This window comes from Thalassotalea sp. SU-HH00458 (assembly GCF_040362795.1).
GTDB classification, from domain to species: Bacteria; Pseudomonadota; Gammaproteobacteria; order Enterobacterales; family Alteromonadaceae; genus Thalassotalea_H; species Thalassotalea_H castellviae.
The window spans coordinates 103,684-121,101 of sequence record NZ_BAABWW010000003.1; the positions used below are offsets into that span (position 1 = coordinate 103,684).

15 protein-coding genes are annotated in these 17,418 nt (G+C 37.5%); 8 read left to right on the forward strand and 7 right to left on the reverse strand.

Going from position 1 to position 17,418, the window contains the following annotated elements; genetic code table 11:
* The first annotated feature begins 39 nt into the window (after positions 1–39).
* Entirely contained in the window at positions 40–1,053 is a 1,014-nt protein-coding gene (locus ABXH06_RS05735) for a 6-phosphofructokinase (RefSeq protein ID WP_311575679.1), read from the forward strand.
* Between the two features lie 24 nt (positions 1,054–1,077).
* Here ABXH06_RS05735 and ABXH06_RS05740 read toward each other — a convergent pair whose 3' ends face one another.
* The 6 genes from ABXH06_RS05740 to ABXH06_RS05765 form a co-directional block, all read right to left on the reverse strand.
* Positions 1,078–1,902: a LytR/AlgR family response regulator transcription factor gene (locus ABXH06_RS05740; protein ID WP_311575683.1), complete on the reverse strand. Its 825-nt coding sequence runs from the start codon at positions 1,900–1,902 to the stop codon at positions 1,078–1,080.
* A complete protein-coding gene (locus tag ABXH06_RS05745) occupies positions 1,899–2,972 on the reverse strand; it encodes a sensor histidine kinase (protein ID WP_311575688.1) in 1,074 nt (357 codons plus the stop codon). The genes ABXH06_RS05740 and ABXH06_RS05745 overlap by 4 nt, the downstream gene beginning before the upstream one ends.
* Positions 2,973–3,147: 175 nt before the next feature.
* Positions 3,148–3,498, reverse strand: a complete 351-nt coding sequence (gene hinT, locus ABXH06_RS05750) for a purine nucleoside phosphoramidase (RefSeq protein WP_353517761.1) — start codon at positions 3,496–3,498, stop codon at positions 3,148–3,150.
* 23 nt (positions 3,499–3,521) lie between these two features.
* Positions 3,522–6,617: an efflux RND transporter permease subunit gene (locus ABXH06_RS05755; RefSeq protein ID WP_353517578.1), complete on the reverse strand. Its 3,096-nt coding sequence runs from the start codon at positions 6,615–6,617 to the stop codon at positions 3,522–3,524.
* Complete coding sequence (locus ABXH06_RS05760) at positions 6,614–7,900, reverse strand: efflux RND transporter periplasmic adaptor subunit (protein ID WP_311575694.1); 1,287 nt, start codon at positions 7,898–7,900, stop codon at positions 6,614–6,616. Before ABXH06_RS05760 ends, ABXH06_RS05755 begins: the two co-directional genes overlap by 4 nt.
* A 6-nt stretch (positions 7,901–7,906) precedes the next feature.
* A complete protein-coding gene (locus ABXH06_RS05765; protein WP_353517579.1) occupies positions 7,907–9,382 on the reverse strand; it encodes an efflux transporter outer membrane subunit in 1,476 nt (491 codons plus the stop codon).
* A 220-nt stretch (positions 9,383–9,602) separates the two neighbouring features.
* On the opposite strand from ABXH06_RS05765, the gene ABXH06_RS05770 reads away from it, so the two are divergent.
* Positions 9,603–10,226 (forward strand): LysE family translocator, encoded by a 624-nt coding sequence (locus ABXH06_RS05770; RefSeq protein ID WP_353517580.1) that lies wholly within the window; start codon positions 9,603–9,605, stop codon positions 10,224–10,226.
* Positions 10,227–10,322: 96 nt separating this feature from the next.
* Here the strand turns inward: ABXH06_RS05770 and ABXH06_RS05775 are convergent, their stop codons facing one another.
* Positions 10,323–10,769, reverse strand: coding sequence for a hypothetical protein (locus ABXH06_RS05775; RefSeq protein WP_353517581.1), 447 nt, complete (start codon positions 10,767–10,769; stop codon positions 10,323–10,325).
* A gap of 397 nt (positions 10,770–11,166) precedes the next feature.
* On the opposite strand from ABXH06_RS05775, the gene ccoN reads away from it, so the two are divergent.
* The 6 genes from ccoN to ABXH06_RS05805 all read left to right on the forward strand — a co-directional run bounded on the left by ccoN (position 11,167) and on the right by ABXH06_RS05805 (position 17,416).
* Entirely contained in the window at positions 11,167–12,588 is a 1,422-nt protein-coding gene (ccoN, locus tag ABXH06_RS05780; RefSeq protein ID WP_311575707.1) for a cytochrome-c oxidase, cbb3-type subunit I, read from the forward strand.
* A gap of 11 nt (positions 12,589–12,599) precedes the next feature.
* A complete protein-coding gene (ccoO, locus tag ABXH06_RS05785; RefSeq protein ID WP_311575711.1) occupies positions 12,600–13,244 on the forward strand; it encodes a cytochrome-c oxidase, cbb3-type subunit II in 645 nt (214 codons plus the stop codon).
* Between the two features lies 1 nt (position 13,245).
* Positions 13,246–13,422: a cbb3-type cytochrome oxidase subunit 3 gene (locus tag ABXH06_RS05790; RefSeq protein WP_311575713.1), complete on the forward strand. Its 177-nt coding sequence runs from the start codon at positions 13,246–13,248 to the stop codon at positions 13,420–13,422.
* A complete protein-coding gene (gene ccoP, locus ABXH06_RS05795) occupies positions 13,415–14,383 on the forward strand; it encodes a cytochrome-c oxidase, cbb3-type subunit III (RefSeq protein ID WP_353517582.1) in 969 nt (322 codons plus the stop codon). The genes ABXH06_RS05790 and ccoP overlap by 8 nt, the downstream gene beginning before the upstream one ends.
* Positions 14,384–14,495: 112 nt before the next feature.
* Positions 14,496–14,990 carry a FixH family protein gene (locus tag ABXH06_RS05800; protein WP_311575723.1) on the forward strand — a complete coding sequence of 165 codons (495 nt, stop codon included), beginning with the start codon at positions 14,496–14,498 and terminating at the stop codon, positions 14,988–14,990.
* A gap of 8 nt (positions 14,991–14,998) precedes the next feature.
* A complete protein-coding gene (locus ABXH06_RS05805) occupies positions 14,999–17,416 on the forward strand; it encodes a heavy metal translocating P-type ATPase (protein ID WP_353517583.1) in 2,418 nt (805 codons plus the stop codon).
* The last annotated feature ends 2 nt before the right edge of the window (positions 17,417–17,418 follow it).

Consider the following 17,418-nt stretch of genomic DNA (forward strand, 5'->3'; position numbering starts at 1 on the left):
AGATTTTATCTAGGCACAAGCTAAAAAACACCAAAAAACATGACTAAAAATATAGCTATTTTAACCAGTGGTGGTGATGCACCTGGAATGAATGCGGCAATACGAGCAATAGTCTTAGCTGGACATCGATATCAATATAAAATTTTTGGTTTTTATCATGGCTATAATGGTTTGATCAATAATGAACTTAAACCATTAGCAATTAGTGACGTTGAAGGTGTTATCCATCGAGGTGGGACTCTTTTAAAAAGTGCTCGCTGTAAAGAAATGCGAAGTAAAACGGGCGTTAGTCAAGCAGTCAATGTGTTATTGAAAAATAAAATTGATGCGCTAATTGTTATTGGTGGCGATGGCTCTTTTAATGGTTTGTTAGCCATTCATGAACAATGGCAAGGTCAAGTCATTGGGATACCAGGTACCATAGATAACGATATCGACGGCACTGATTTTACCATAGGCTTTTCAACAGCCGTCGATACCGCCCTTTCCGCCATTGATAAAATACGGGATACTGCAGACGCATTTGAACGAGTGTTTTTAGTAGAGCTGATGGGAAGACAAAGTGGCCAGATAACATTCAATGTTGGAGTGTCTTGTGCTGCAGAAAAAGTCCTGTCTTTTGAAAATTTTAATATTCAGCAAGAACAAGAGACCTTAGAGCAAATTTCAACGCAAATTCAAACCGCCAAACAAGCAAAGCATAGCAGTTTTTTAATTGTGATTGCTGAAAACCTATGGCCAAATGGCAGTGAGGCGTTGGCGAAAAAATTAACAAGCATGACAGGAATAGATTGTACTTTGTGTACGTTAGGCTACATTCAACGCGGTGGCTCACCCGTGGCAAAAGATAGAATATTAGCGACAAAAATGGGGGTTTCAGCTATTCAGGCAATTTCACAAGGAAAAAGTAATATCATGGTGGGAGAACAAAATAATGCGATTTGTTTGATCCCATTAACCCAAGCCGTTGAACATAATAAAACCGTCAGCCCATTGCTTATCGATGCCCAAGAGAACATTTTAGCGTTATCAAAACAAACAGATGCTTATTAACTTGTTATAGTCTTCAATAAGTAGTTATTGCGTAACTGCTAATTTAACTTTGTCTTTATAACTTCTGCTGACTTTTAGTTCTTTGCCGTTATTCATCACTAAATAATATTCGCCATTTAACTGACTACAAAATTTATTAATGAAATGTTTATTTACTATGGTGGAACGATGGCTACGAATAAATTGTTTCGGATCTAAACTTTCTTCTAATTGCTTCATAGTTTTACGGAGTATGTGGGTATTTTCTTTGGTGTGAACACACATATAATCACCAGCAGCATCAATCCATAAAATATCTTTTACGGGCACCCTGCTTACTTCACCAGCATCTTTAATTGCTAAAACATCAGAATAATGTGAAATTGAAACAGGTTTATTTTGCGCTAAGTCGTTAAGAATATCAGCACAATCGTTTCCAGTGACATCACTCACCAGACGTACTAATTGCTCTTTATGCTGAGCATTTTCTTCACCAATTAACTTTTCTCTTATTTTATCAAGTGCTTGTGCAAGGCGGGTTTCATCAGCAGGTTTGAGTAGATAATCATGAGCATGAACATCAAACGCTTTAAGTGCATATTGATCAAATGCGGTAACGAAGACAACCATAGGTAATTCAAGACCTTGATCCGCGATTTCTTTTACGACTTCAAAACCGTCTAAACCCGGCATCTGAATATCTAAAAACATCAGATCAGGTTGATATGCTCGTACGGCTTCTATCGCTTCACGGCCATTACTACATTCTGTAATAATCTTTATATCTTTATGTTCTTGCAACCTTATCGCTAAGCCTTTTCTGGCAAGAGCTTCATCATCGACAATAATGGTGGATAAGATTTTACTCATTCTATAGTTCCAGTTTCATAAGGCATCCTGATGTTAACTTTAACACCGTTAGGCTCATTATTGGAAACAACTAATGAAAATTCATTACCATACAATGCTTGTAACCTTTCTCGGCTATTCGCTAAACCAACACCATGCTCACGAAATAAATTGCCATTTTTAATTTCCGCACCAGGACCATTATCGGTAAGTTCAATTAATAAATCTCGACCAAACTTAGAAACATTTACCGTAATTGCACCACCTTGTTCTTGAACGGCAATTGCATATTTAATAGAGTTTTCAGCCAGTGGCTGTAAAATCATGCTAGGCACTAATGCTTGTTGGCAATCTTTTGCGACATGAAAGTTTACTTGCAAACGCTCTTCAAAACGCACTTTTTCAATATCTAAATAGAGTTTTAACGCTTGAAGTTCACTCTCTAATGTCACTTTTTTCATCGGATCTTTATCAAGGGAATAGCGCAGAAACTCACTCAATTTAGTAACCATGGCATTAGCGGTGGTATTTTCTTTCACTAAAATTAGTGTAGAAATCGCATTGAGAGTATTAAAAAGAAAATGAGGATTCAGTTGGTAACGTAACATTTTCAATTGCGCTTGATGAGCGACCGTATTGGCTTGTAATACGTTTTGTCGTTCTTTTTGTAGCATTTGATAATACTTAGTTCCAAAGTATAAAACACTCCAACTCAACATAATTGAGAAAGAAAACAAACCATTACGTGTGTAATAAATAATATGCTCAGGCCGATATCCGTGTTTATAGATTTCCCAAAAATTAATATTTTGAACCACTTGCCATAATACCCCTGTGACCGCAGAGGTCACAATCACACTAGCGGCAATTTTTAATGGGCTATAATTCCAAACATAACGGTAGACATAACGCAGAGGTATACTGAACAACCAACCGGCGTAAGCATTAAGAAAGATGATAACGACAAAAATATCGCGTAAATCGTGAAGTAAAGAGCTTAGGTAATATACTAAAGCAAAACCAAACCAGCCTGCACTATGTACAAACCAGAATAATTTATTTTTGTCTTCAATAAATTTTGCCCACTTCACTCAGCACAACCTTTTTCGTTACTTTATGGTAAATTATGAATGACCTTACGGGGAACTGCACGACAATTAAACGTAACTTTTACACACTTTGTCTCATTTAAATGTTTACAAAGGTGTAAAAGTTAGTATTTCTCTTAACAGATTGATTTAGCGTCGTGAAAGGCTATTAAAAACCTTATTTATTTAGCATTTTCCCTAAAGGTTCTCCGCCTACTAAATGCAGATGAATATGATAAACCTCTTGTCCACCATGTTGGTTACAATTCATGATCAATCGATATCCATCTTCTGCAATCCCTTCTTCTTTAGCGAGCTTTTTAGCAACAGTAAATAAGCGACCAAGGGCTAATTCATCTTGTTCTTCAACATCATTCACCGTTGGGATCAATTTATTGGGAATGATCAATATATGACTTTTAGCTTGAGGAGAAATATCTCGAAAAGCCGTCACTAAATCATCTTGATACAATAGCGGTGTTGGTATCTCTTGTCTGATAATTTTAGAAAAAATGGTTTCTTCTGCAATGGTATTTTTATTCATATTAAACTCTATGATGCTGTCTGAAATTTTGATTTAGTAAGTCTAACAAACTCTTTCGCATCTTCTACCAATAAATAATTAACCGGCACAAGGACTAAGGTAATAAATGTCGCGAAAATAATACCAAAGCCTAATGAAACCGCCATGGGGATCAAAAATTGTGCTTGGGTTGCTTTTTCAAATAATAATGGCATCAAACCAATAAAGGTTGTTAATGAGGTCAACATAACCGGCCTAAACCGTGAACGCCCAGCCACCAACACCGACTCCATTAATTCAGCGCCTTCGAGTCGTCTCTTGTTAATAAAATCAACCAATACAAGACTATCGTTTACCACAACACCAATCAGTGCCATCATGCCTAGCATACTCATAATGGTTAAATCCATCCCCATAATCCAATGACCAACAACTGCGCCTATTGCACCGAATGGGATCACCGACATAACAATAATCGGTTGAATATAAGATTTAAACGGGATCGCTAATAAACAATAAATAATAAAAAAGATAAATATTAGACCTGTCGCCATACTACCAAACGATTCTCGCTGCTCTCTTGCTTCCCCTTCTAAAGTAAAGCTCACACCTGGATATTTACTCGTCAGTTCTTCTAAGTAAGGTTGTAATTCAGCGTTGAGCACTGTCATATTCGTGTTTTGTTTATCAATATCAGCGGTTACATTCACCGTTCGATAACGATCAATGCGATTAATCGCTGAGGGACTTTTGCCTGGTTTTAACGTCGCGACATGGGACAAAGGCACCTTGCCGCCTTGAGGAGTACGAATTAACATATTACTTAAATTAGCAATTGATTTTCGCTCACTTAATGGAAACTTAAGCATCACTCGAACATCATCTCGACCGCGTTGAATACGTTGAATTTGAGAGCCAAAAAATGCATTTCTCACTTGTCTAGTGACAAAAGAGCTCGACATCCCCATGGCATGTCCTTGCTCGGTTAATTCAATCGTTAATTCTTCTTTACCATTTGATAAACTGTCAGATATTTCAAATACCGTTGGGTATTGAGTCAAACGTGTTTTCACTTGCTCAGCCACTTCTTTTAATGTCGCTAAATTGGTCGCTGAAAGTTGAATATCAATAGGATCACCTGCGCGACCTATTTCAGCTCTAAAAGTTAAGCTTTCTGCTCCGGGTAAATCACCAATCAATTCTCGCCATTCAGCCACTAATTGTCGAATATCAACCCCCGTTTCATTTTGGTCTGCGGGCAATATTTCAAAACGAACTCGGCCGGTTTCATTGCGAGTAATAGCCAAGGTATTTAAGATAACGCTGTTTCCTTGTTCATCACGATATTTGTCTTGCAATGTTTTTGCCGCATTTGACATTTTTTCCACATAACTATCAACTACATCATAACTTGTGCCTACCGGCATGGTTAAATTAGCACGAGCCGTTTCACTAGCAATTCGGGGAAAGAAGACAAACTTCGTCCAACCACTCGAGATAAAGGCAAAAATTAATATAAATATTCCGGCAAATAACGAGACGGTTGTTAAGCGGTTTTTCGTCGCAAGCGCTAGAATAGGTTGATAATATTTTAAAATCGCATTTTCAAAACCATCGGCAAAGCGTTGTTGCCAAGCACTAAATTTAGAAACTTTTGTTTTATCACTACGCAGTTTTAGATGTTTTAAATGCGACGGTAAAACAAACTTAGACTCGATTAATGAAAATAATAATACAGGGATTACGATGACTGGGATTTGCGCAAACATCGCGCCTCTTCGCCCTTCGATAAAAGCTAAAGGTAAAAATGCCGCCACTGTGGTTAAAATACCGAAAGTAACGGGCGCAGCAACTTCTTTTGTTCCCTCAATAGCCGCTTGTAAACTTGTTTTAGCCGTTTGAGTATGCCGATAAATATTCTCCCCGGTGACAATGGCATCATCAACGACAATCCCCAGCACTAAAATAAAACCAAACAAGCTCATGATATTAATAGAAATATCGAAAACAGGCATCATAACAAAGGCTCCCATAAAGCTTATAGGAATACCAATGAATACCCAAAAAGCGATAGAAGGCCTTAAAAATAAGGTTAATAATAATAAAACCAGAAACCCACCTTGCAAGGCGTTGGTTATTAAAGTATTTAAACGGCTTTTGACAATTTCTGAGTCATCATCCCAATAACCTAATTTAAAGCCTTTAGGTAAGGTGTCTTGTCGGTCATTAATATATTGTTTAACCGCATCCGTAACTTCAATTGCACTTTGATTACCAATCCTAAATACTTCAATTAACGCGCCTTGTTCACCGTTAAAACGAGCACGTAGTGGTTCTTCTTCAAAACCATCATTGACGATGGCAACATCGCTTAAATGTAAAAAAGTTCCGTCTACGTGAGTTTTTATCACTATTTTTTCAAATTCATCACGTCGATATGCTTGGCCTTTACTTCGTACTAAAATGTCACCACCTTCAGTACGTACGTTACCGGCAGACATATCGATAGAACTTGCTTGTACGGCATCAGAAATATCCGATAAAGTTAATTGATATTGCTGCAGTTTTTCTTGGCTAACCTCAATATTAATTTCATAGTTTCTAACTGCATCTAAACTGACTTGCGTAACTTGCGGTAAACTTAATAAATCATCACGTACTTGTTCAGCAAATTCACGTATTTCTTTTTCACCATAAATTGACGAAACAGTAACAGCCATAACATCACGTATCCGTTGCCTAATCGCAATAATCGGCTTTTCAGCATCGGCAGGAAAAGTATTAATCGCATCTACACGACTTTTCACATCAGATAACAGCTCTCGAACGTCATATCCCGAATCCGCTTCAATGCTAACCGATGCAGATCCTTCAACCGAGGTACTACTGATTTTTTCAATTCCTTCTAGGTCTTGCACTGCTTCTTCAATACGAATCGCGACACCTTGTTCAGTATCTTCAGGTGTTGCACCACGCAAACTCACTTGTACACTTACAATATCTGATTCAAATGAGGGGAAGACTTCTAATGGAATATTACCTTTCAATGAAAATAATCCCATTAACAAAATCGTTATCATTAATAAATTAGCGGCAACGTGATTACGAGCGAACCAAGCGATCATGATTTTGCTCCTTTTTCTTTATCATTGGGCTTTCTGGAAGGATGCTTCTTTTCTTGGCCATTTCTGCCCGGCTTTGCTTTTTTCTTGACGGTTTGTTTTTGACCATCAAAACTTGAAATCGCTACCGGAGTTCCTGAAGTAACTTGTCCAAGCGGCGTCATGACTAATAATTCATTAACGTTAAGGCCACTTTTAATAATGGCGACATCTTCATTTTGCCATTCAATTTCAATTTCTTTTCGTTCAAGCACACCGTCATTAACAATATACACATAGCTTCCTTGATAAATCGCTTTGTTTGCTACTGTGATAACATCATCAAGAACGCGACCTTTAATTTTAGCACTGACATACTGACCAATTTTAAGTGGTAAGCTTTGCATATTATTATCACCATAAGGGTCATCAATTTGCGCAACAACAAATAACTGTTGTGAGTTTTGATCAAAAGCCCCTTCTGTACGAACTACTTTACCAAACCAAGTATCACGCTGAGTAAGATCAGAATATATAGTAACGGCTGGTTGTTCATCTGGAGTTGCTTTTTTAAAGCGTTGATTTTCAGGCAGAACCATATAACGTAAGTCTTTATTTTTTAATGGCAAACGTATTTCAACATAGTCAACCGCGTAAATTTCAGCTAACTGAGTGCTTGGCGAAATTACCTGACCTAAATCAACATTTTTAGATAAGACTCTTCCTGTATAAGGAGCAACAATTTTACTGCGTTCTACTGCAAGCTCAGCTTTTTCAAGGCTCGCTTGCGCTGATAATACTTTAGCTTGTGCAGCAAGTAATTGTGGTTTTCTTAAGACTAAATCGGGTGCAGTATCACTATTACCGAGTCTTAACCAATCTTGTTTCGCTTGCTCAACACGTGCTTCTTCTTCACTTAACGCTTGTTTAGCACTATACAAATTTGCTTGTGATATTTTAACTTCTGACAAAAGGTCTCGATCATCAAGTTCTATTAACACATCACCTTTTTCGAAAAATTCACCCGCTTGAAAGTTTTTGCCAATGCTTATAATTTGCCCCGACACTTGTGGAAGTAGGATACTTTGCGTTCTTGGCCTAATCGTTCCATAACTTTCAATAACAACCGGATAAGATTCTTTCTTTAGTGTTTTCACATCAACACTAATTTGTGGTGCTGCACTCGGTTTACCTCGTTTTGCAGTCGGCGGATTACTGGTTATCACTTTTGCTAATAAAATAAAAACAACAATAATAACAACAGGAACAAGCTTTTTATTTTTAGACATAAGAGTTTGGATAGACATAATTGATTAATTAACCTGCTGATTGTTAACGAGTGTAGAAGTAGTTTGTGCGCTGTCATCCTTTGAAGATGATAAAGGTGAGCCACCAAGCGAAACAAACAAAGAGATACGATTTTGAAGCATTTGATTTGTTAATTGAATTAATGAATTTTGAGCGTCAAACGCCCTTCTTTGTGACTCTAATACTGTCGTGTAACTCACTAAACCACGCATATATTGATCAAAAGAAAGTTTCTCTGCTGTTAAAGCATTTTGCCCTGCTAACGTTAAATGTTGATAACGTTCCTTCAATGCCTTGCTATTTGCAATATAATTTTCAACATCAGCAAAGGCTTGATAAAGATCATTTAAGTAATATTGCTCTTGTTGTTGTACCGCAAGTCTTGCTTGTTCTTCAAGAGAGGCAAGTCGGCCACCATCAAACAAAGGTAACGTCAGGTTACCAATCAACGACCATGCGAGAGAGCCTCCATCAAGTAAGTTTTGTAGTTCATCAGAGCTATCACCGGTACTGGCAAATAGTGAAATTTTAGGGAAACGTTGCTTATGGGCAACCGCTAACCCTGCATCTAAGGCAAGTAATTGATACCAAGACGTTAATATGTCATGTCTTTGTGTTAAGAGCTGCGCAGGTGCGCCTAAAAATATCTCTTGATTTAATACAGGTAACTCCACATTACTTATTAAATCACCATCAGGATACTCTCCAATCAACAGTTCAAGTTGGCGTTTAGCTGCAGATAATACTTGCTGCTGTTGTGCAACACGCGCCGCTTCCTGACTAACATCATTTTGAGTTAAATATACATCTAATGCTTCGTTAAGACCTAAACGATACGAAGCTTGGATCATGTCTAAATTATTCGCTAAGTTTTTTGCTCTTTCTTGATACAAGTTTAATAACTCTTGGGCTGATATCACATCAAACCAAGCACTAGCCACCGCTGCAACTAAGCTGTTTTTTTGATGTTCATAAGTACTTTTAGCCGCGGCAAAATTCAATGTAGCTTGATTTTGTTGATCGGATAACTTTCCCCACAGATCGACTTCTAGACTTAATTCAAGCTCTACATCGGCACTATTTGTATACTGTACATCATCACTAGAAACTGTTTTACGCCTTGAATTCCCTTGGTTTAATGTCAGTTCAGGTAATCGACTTGCGCCGCTAGCCAAGGCTTTTTGTTCCGCCAATTCCATGGTGATTTTTTGAGTTTTAAGTGTCCGATTTTGTTTAATGGCTTGCTGAACAAGAGCAACTAATTGCGGATCGTTAAACGTGGATATCCAATTAGCACTACTTTGTTTATTTTCATTTTCTCCTGACTTAATCGATTGCCAGTGTTGTGGATAAACAATATCGCTACTAGCGTCAGTTCTCCCAGATGTTGAAGTACAAGACACTAAAAATAAACTAACACTGCAAAGTGTAAATACAGTGGGTAAATTGAGTTTTTGTTTGTTGGTATTGCCGGTTTTCATGTTCACCATCAAATTTAGTTAATACAAAGTCGATCTTTATATAGGGTTCAAAGATTAATTTTAGCTCAGTTATACAACAAGTTTATTTACAAAGATTTACACTGCAATTCTAATCCGTTTAGACAGGTTGCTGTATAGGCAAGTTAAATAACATTTATGTTGTTACTGACGGCAAATTTCGATTATTATCTTCGCCTTAAAAACACCTTAGGCATTTACCTTGATCGATATTGCATTAATTTCACTTTTTATTCCTACCTTTTTTCTCGTTAGTATTACCCCCGGAATGTGCATGACGTTAGCAATGACGTTAGGTATGTCTATCGGCGTAAAAAAAACAATGTGGATGATGTGGGGCGAGTTATTAGGTGTGGCATCTGTCGCAATTGCCTCGGTTGTGGGTATTTCCTCAATGATGCTAAAGGTACCGGTAGTATTTCACTGTCTCAAAATTATTGGAGCCCTATATTTATTTTATATTGGCTTTAATATGTGGCGTTCAAAAGGAAAACTTGCTTTAGCAGAACCCGTAACAAATACCTTACCGGTGAATAAGAAACATTTATTCAATCAAGGCTTTATCACGGCAATTGCCAACCCTAAAGGATGGGCATTTATGGTTTCATTACTACCGCCATTTATTAACAACAATTACGCGTTACCATTACAACTAACTGTTTTAGTTGCAATAATTATTGTATCAGAATTTATTTGCATGATGATATATGCAACTGGAGGTAGGTCTATCGCTCGAATATTAATACAAGAAGATAATGTTAAAATACTCAATAAAATCTCAGGAAGTTTAATGATCGCAGTGGCAATATGGTTAGTTTTAAGTTAAGTGTGAACTGTTCACTGAAATGAATTCGTTTAATATTTTAAAATATCACGCCACGTAAATTTCAAGGCGTTAAATCAAACGAGTAAAACAAAACAACTAAGCTCGATAACTGGTAAAGTCGATAAATACTTGTTGCGCTTTATCAGGATTATCTTGCTCTGAAATGGTTAGCCACATACGCCAAATCATTTCTTTTTCGGCACAGCTACCTAACATGGTCGATGCGACAAAATTCCCTTGACCATCTTTTTCAAAAAATAACGGGATTTTCCCCATATACATTTCTTTTCCTTCTAAAAAACCGTTAACGAGAAATTTATCTTCAAGTAATTTAGCTTTAACAATTATATTAAATGTTTGTTCCGGAGTGACCCTTGCAACATTGAATAACACATCAAACCTAGTTTGCTCAATATAAACGTGACATTGACTTTGGCTTGATAAACATTGGGGAGCAATATAATTTACCGACTGTTTTTTAGGAAAACAGCCCATTAAAAGGAAGATTAAAACGAAAAATAATCCTTGCGTGGATTTAGACATATGAAAACACCAAGTGATAAAAGTTTGTATTTAAACATTCGTAAATACAGCTAATGGTATTTTTACATATCAAAATTAAACTTTCATCTAGCTTAACACTAATATCTAGTCTACAGTTTTTTATAATTATTTTGTTTTTAGTTCAATAATTAAACGATCGTGTATTTATCATAAAATTTAATCAAAGGTAAATCCTTTTTATTGATTTAAATCATATTTTTTCATTGATCTAAATCAACTCCAAAAGGTAAAATTACACGTGATATAATACGTTACGCTCAAAAAATGTGATTTATATCATACTCACGAAAACTATTGAGAAATATATAAGCTGAAATCTTTCATTACTTATTTTTCAACATATAGTAAAACTAACTTTGTTAACGGAACAATAAAAATGACAACAACGCTTGATCAGCCGTCATATAACTTTGATGTAGTAAAACAATTTACCGTCATGACAGTTATTTGGGGATTCGTTGGTACGCTTGTCGGTGTCCTTATTGCCGCTCAATTAATTTGGCCAGCATTAAATTTTGAAACACCATGGTTAACCTACTCCCGACTTCGCCCACTTCATACTAACGCAGTAATTTTTGCTTTTGGTACAAGTGCCTTATTTGCTACCTCATATTATGTTGTACAGCGTACTTGTAAAACAACGTTGTTTGGTGGCAAGCTTGCGTCATTCACCTTCTGGGGATGGCAGGCAGTCATTTTATTGGCCATTATCACTTTGCCTTTAGGTTATACCAGTAGTAAAGAATATGCTGAATTAGAATGGCCAATTGATATTTTAATTGCCGTCGTATGGGTGAGTTATGCCATTGTATTTTTCGGCACCCTACTAAATCGTAAGACTTCCCATATTTATGTGGCAAACTGGTTTTTTGGTGGCTTCATATTAACGGTTGCAGTATTACATATTGGTAACAGTATGGTCATCCCTGTTTCTATGATGAAGTCTTATTCAATATATTCAGGTGCTATCGATGCCATGATGCAATGGTGGTATGGCCATAATGCCGTTGGATTCTTATTAACAGCTGGTTTCTTGGGGATGATGTACTACTTTGTTCCTAAACAAGCCGAGCGCCCTGTTTATTCGTATCGTTTATCTATTGTGCATTTTTGGGCATTAGTTTCATTATATATATGGGCTGGACCTCATCACCTTCATTACACAGCGTTACCAGATTGGGCTCAATCAGTTGGTATGGTAATGTCTATTGTATTATTCCTTCCATCTTGGGGTGGTATGATCAACGGTATTATGACGTTGTCAGGTGCATGGCATAAGCTTCGTCACGACCCTATTCTTCGCTTTTTAATCGTTTCATTATCCTTCTATGGCATGTCTACTTTTGAAGGGCCAATGATGGCAATAAAATCTGTAAATGCCCTGTCACACTACACTGACTGGACTATCGGCCATGTACATTCGGGTGCTTTAGGTTGGGTTGCTATGGTTTCAATTGGTGCGATGTACCATTTAATTCCAGTTCTCTTTAACCAAGGTCGTATGTACAGTATTCGTTTGATCAATACTCATTTCTGGTTACATACTACCGGTGTTGTACTTTATATCGTCGCTATGTGGATTTCAGGCGTTATGCAAGGGTTAATGTGGCGCGCGGTCAATACCGATGGCACATTGACTTATTCTTTTGTTGAAAGTTTAACGGCTTCATATCCATTCTACTTTATCCGCTTCGTAGGTGGTGTATTTGTTGTTGCTGGCTTTGTTTTAATGGCCTACAACATGTTTAAAACAATTCAAGCGAAAGACAATAGTCTTAAGCCTTTAGAAGTAGCCTAAGGAGACGAAACATGACCAATAAACATGAAAAAGTCGAAAAAAATGTAGGCTTATTTTTTATATTCACTATTTTAGCGATCAGTGTTGGTGGTTTAGTAGAAATTACCCCATTATTTTTCCAAAAAGCGACAACCACACCGGTTGATAATTTGCGCCCATATACCGCGTTAGAAATGGAAGGACGTGACATATATATTCGTGAAGGTTGTAATGTTTGTCATAGCCAAATGATCCGTCCATTTCGTGCAGAAACAGAGCGCTATGGTCACTATTCTGTTGCGGGTGAAACGGTATGGGAACATCCATTTTTATGGGGTTCTAAAAGAACAGGGCCTGATTTAGCTCGTGTAGGCGGTCGTTACAGTGATGACTGGCATAGAGCACATCTTATCGACCCTCGTTCTGTTGTGCCTGAATCAAATATGCCTTCATTTAAGTGGTTAGACGAAAATAAACTTGATGGGAAATTAACGGCTAAGAAATTAGAAACGTTTAATTTTTTAACGCGGAATAAAACCCATAAAGACGAACAAGGTAAAGCTATTCCATTATATTCGGCAAAAGATATTGCCAAGGCGCAGTCTGATGTCAATGGAAAAACTGAGATGGAAGCGTTGATTGCTTATTTACAGTCACTTGGTCACGCGTTGAAATAATATGGATTACGGCACGCTTAGAGGCGTAATTACAGTAATCATTTTGGCACTTTTTATCATCATTGTGGTCTGGTCGTACAGCAAAAAACGTAAATCTTCGTTTGATAAAGCGGCCAACTCGATTTTTGAAGAAGATCACAAAGAAGAAACTAACAAGCAGGAAAATAACAATGTCTAGCTTCTGGAGTATTTGGATAACCGTTCTTTCACTCGGTACTTTAATAGGTTGTTACTTATTATTGCGGATGTGTTTAAAGAATTTTGCTGATGTGGAAGAAGGTGAGTCAACAGGACATAACTTCGACGGTATAGAAGAATTAAACAATCCATTACCAAAATGGTGGAGCACATTCTTTTTAGTCACCATCATTTGGGGGTTCGGTTACTTACTTGTATACCCTGGTTTAGGTAACTGGCAAGGACTATTTGGTTGGACAAGTTCAAACCAAGGGATATTAAACCTTGAAGAGTCGAGAGCTAAAGCTGAATACGCCAAAGAAAATAACTTAATCGTTCAGTATGATATGGAAGTTAAAGCTGCAGATGCTAAATTCGGGCCTATTTTCGAAGCGTTTGCTGCTCGCGATATTCAAGAGTTAGCAACCGATGAAGAAGCATTGAAAGTGGGACAACGTTTGTTTTTACAAAACTGTTCACAATGTCATGGTTCTGATGCACATGGAACAACCGGCTTTCCTAACCTTGCCGATAATGATTGGCTATATGGTGGCTCACCTGATGCTATTAAAGCAAGTATTATGCATGGCCGCAAAGCTCAAGGGATGATCGGTTGGGAAACTATGCTCGGTGGTGCCCAAGGCGTTAAAGATGTTGCAGCTTACGTAATGAGTTTGAGTGGTCGAGAAGTTGATCCGGACTCTGCTAAGGCTGGACAAGAAAAGTTCGCGATGTGTGCGGGTTGTCATGGCGTCGACGGTACAGGCAGTACAGCGATGGGCTTACCGCTTGGTGCACCAAATTTAACAGATAATATTTGGTTATATGGCGGTTCACCGCGCGTTATTGAACAATCAATTCGTCATGGTCGTTCAGGTGTTATGCCAGCATGGAAAGATATTTTAGGAGAGCAAAAAGTGCATGTGATCAGTGCTTATATTTATAGCCTCTCACAGAATTAACTCTTTCTTTTAAGAACAGAGAGCCTTAGTGAATTCACTAAGGCTTTTTTATTGGTCACGCTAGAACAAAGTTAGTATAATATCCTCTCTTTAATTGGTAATAAGTAAATACATGAAAACGTCGTGGTACAAAGAGCCTTGGGCTTGGTTAGTTTTTTTTCTTCCTTTATCAGCTGTTGTTGCCGGTATTGCGACATTAATTATTGCAAACACAGATCCTGATACCTTAGTCGTCGGTGATTACTACAAAAAAGGTAAAGCAATCAATTTAGAGTTAACGAAAATTAAACATGCCCAAAAGTTAGGAATGGCATTTGCGTTGAAATTTGATAATCAAGAATTAGTGATCAAACCTACCGGTATCGATAAAGAATTCCCCTTACTTAATGTCAATTTTTATCACCCCACTCAACAAGAAAAAGATTTCTATTTTGCTATGACAGCTGACGCTTCTGGTGTTTTTAGGCAAATTATTGAAAAAGACATCTCAGGTAAGTGGCGGATCACCATCAGTCCATTTGAGAACCACTGGAAAATTCAAAATACTATTTCACTTCCTCAAGCAAATTTTATTGATATTTTACCTAAGCCATTCGAAGCTAATTAACGAAAAACATGTCCATAAATTGTTTTCACTGTGATGAAACTATCCCGAAAGGTATTTCACTGTTTGTAAATATCGACGGTATTGAACAACCTATGTGTTGTATTGGCTGTCAAGCCGTTGCCCGTACTATTGTTGATAATGCCCTGACGGATTATTATCGCTTTCGTACAGAGCCAGCAACGAAGAGTGATAACTTAGTACCCGAGCAATTAAAACGAACGGCTTTATTAGACGATAAAAGCTTGCAGGATGAGTTTGCCTATAATGATGGAGAATATCGAGAAACAATTTTAACCATTGAAGGAATAAGCTGTGCAGCATGTGCTTGGTTAATTGAAATGCAGTTGAGCAAACTGAACGGATTGATCAGCATAAATGTGAATGCTACGACACAACGCGCCACCATTAAATGGCAAGACAGCCAAGTCAAACTCAGTGAAATATTGAACGCCATTGATAACATCGGCTATAAAGCTCAACCTTTCAAAGCAAGTAATGTTGAGAAAACGAATCAAAAAACCAGTAAAGCATTTATCAAACGGTTAGGAATTTCGGGTATCTTGATGATGCAAGTAATGATGATAGCGGTTGGTTTATATTTTGGTGCATTCTCAGATATGGCTAAACATAACTTGGTGTATTTACGATATATTAGCCTGTTTCTCACCTTACCTATTATCAGTTATGGTGCTTTTCCTTTTTATAAAGGCGCGGTTAATGCATTAAAAGTTAAACGCTTATCCATGGATGTTCCCGTTTCTATTGCTATTATCTTAGCTTTCACAGCAAGTGCTTGGGCAACCATTAATCAAAGTGGCGAAGTGTATTTTGAGTCCGTTTCCATGTTCACTTTTTTACTATTAATCGGCAAGTTCTTAGAGTTTAGAGCACGAAATAGAGCAGCAGAAGTATCTTCTAACCTACTGAAATTAATGCCTATGACAGCATTACGTATTCACGATGGAAAAGAAGAGTTTATTATTGCGCGTAAATTAGTACCCGGCGATACCGTTATCATCAAACCAGGCGAAACAATTCCAGCTGATGGCATTATTACCTCAGGTTTAAGTCAAATTAACGAAGCGATGTTATCTGGGGAGCAAAAGCCGATCACCAAAAAACGTGGCGAGAAAGTTTTTGCTGGTACCATTAACGGCGATGGTAACTTGCTTATTGAAGTTATCCAAGCAGGTCAGCATTCATTTCTCAGTCAACTAATACGCATTAGTGAGGCCTCTCAAGCACATAAACCTAAATTAGCTAAACTTTCAGATAAAATCGCGCAATACTTTGTCGCCGTAATTTTACTAACAGCGATAGCAACCGCATGGTATTGGCAGCAACATTTACCGGAAGAAGCTTTCTGGATCACACTTTCGGTACTAGTCGCAACTTGTCCCTGCGCACTTTCATTAGCAACACCTACGGCTCTTACCTGTGCAACGACTCGCTTGAACCGTTCTGGGATCATGATCAAATCGTCTCACGTTATGGAAACTATTCCGGCGATTGACCTGATAGCTTTTGATAAAACAGGCACTCTTACCTCAGGTGATTTTGTCATTAATAAGCATATTATTATTGATGAAACTTATTCAAAAGACTCGCTTTTAGCGTATGCTGCCGTTCTCGAAGCACAATCAGAGCATCCTATAGCCAAAGCTTTTAGTCCTTATAGAGATTATTCTTATATCGCTAACAATATCGAAATATTAGCCGGTATAGGAGTCGTTGGTACCGTTAATGGCTTGAATATCTCAATAGGAAAACCAACATGGTTCCTGCATTCAACTGAGCACATCCAAGAAAGTGAAAAACAAATTTGTCAGCAATATAACGATGCACAATGCTTACTTGCTATTAATGGTAAATTAGCCGCGGCATTTTACTTAAAAGACAAGGTTAGAAAACAAGCTCCACCATTGATAAAGCAATTACGCCAAGCGAACATCAACACATGTATGTTATCGGGTGATCATCAAGCTGGTTGTGAAAAGACACAATCTATCGTTCAACTCGATAGCATTTATAGTCAATTAACGGCCACTGAGAAAATGGATAAAATTAAGCAATTACAACAAAGTCATACTGTTGCTATGGTGGGAGATGGTATTAACGATACACCTGTGTTTGGGGCTGCTCATGTTTCAATTGCAATGGGAAGTGGCACAGATATAGCTAAAAGTGGCGCCGATGTCATTTTACTTAACAATAATTTATCATCCGTTTATACGCTAAAAACAATTGCTAATAAAACCAAGCGGATAATTTGGCAAAACTATGGTTGGGCGTTTGGTTATAATGCGATTGTATTACCACTTGCCGTTTCAGGACATATCACACCCTATATGGCTGTTATTGGTATGTCATTAAGCTCGATTCTAGTGATAAGCAACTCATTACGCTTATTAACAATAAAGGATTAACA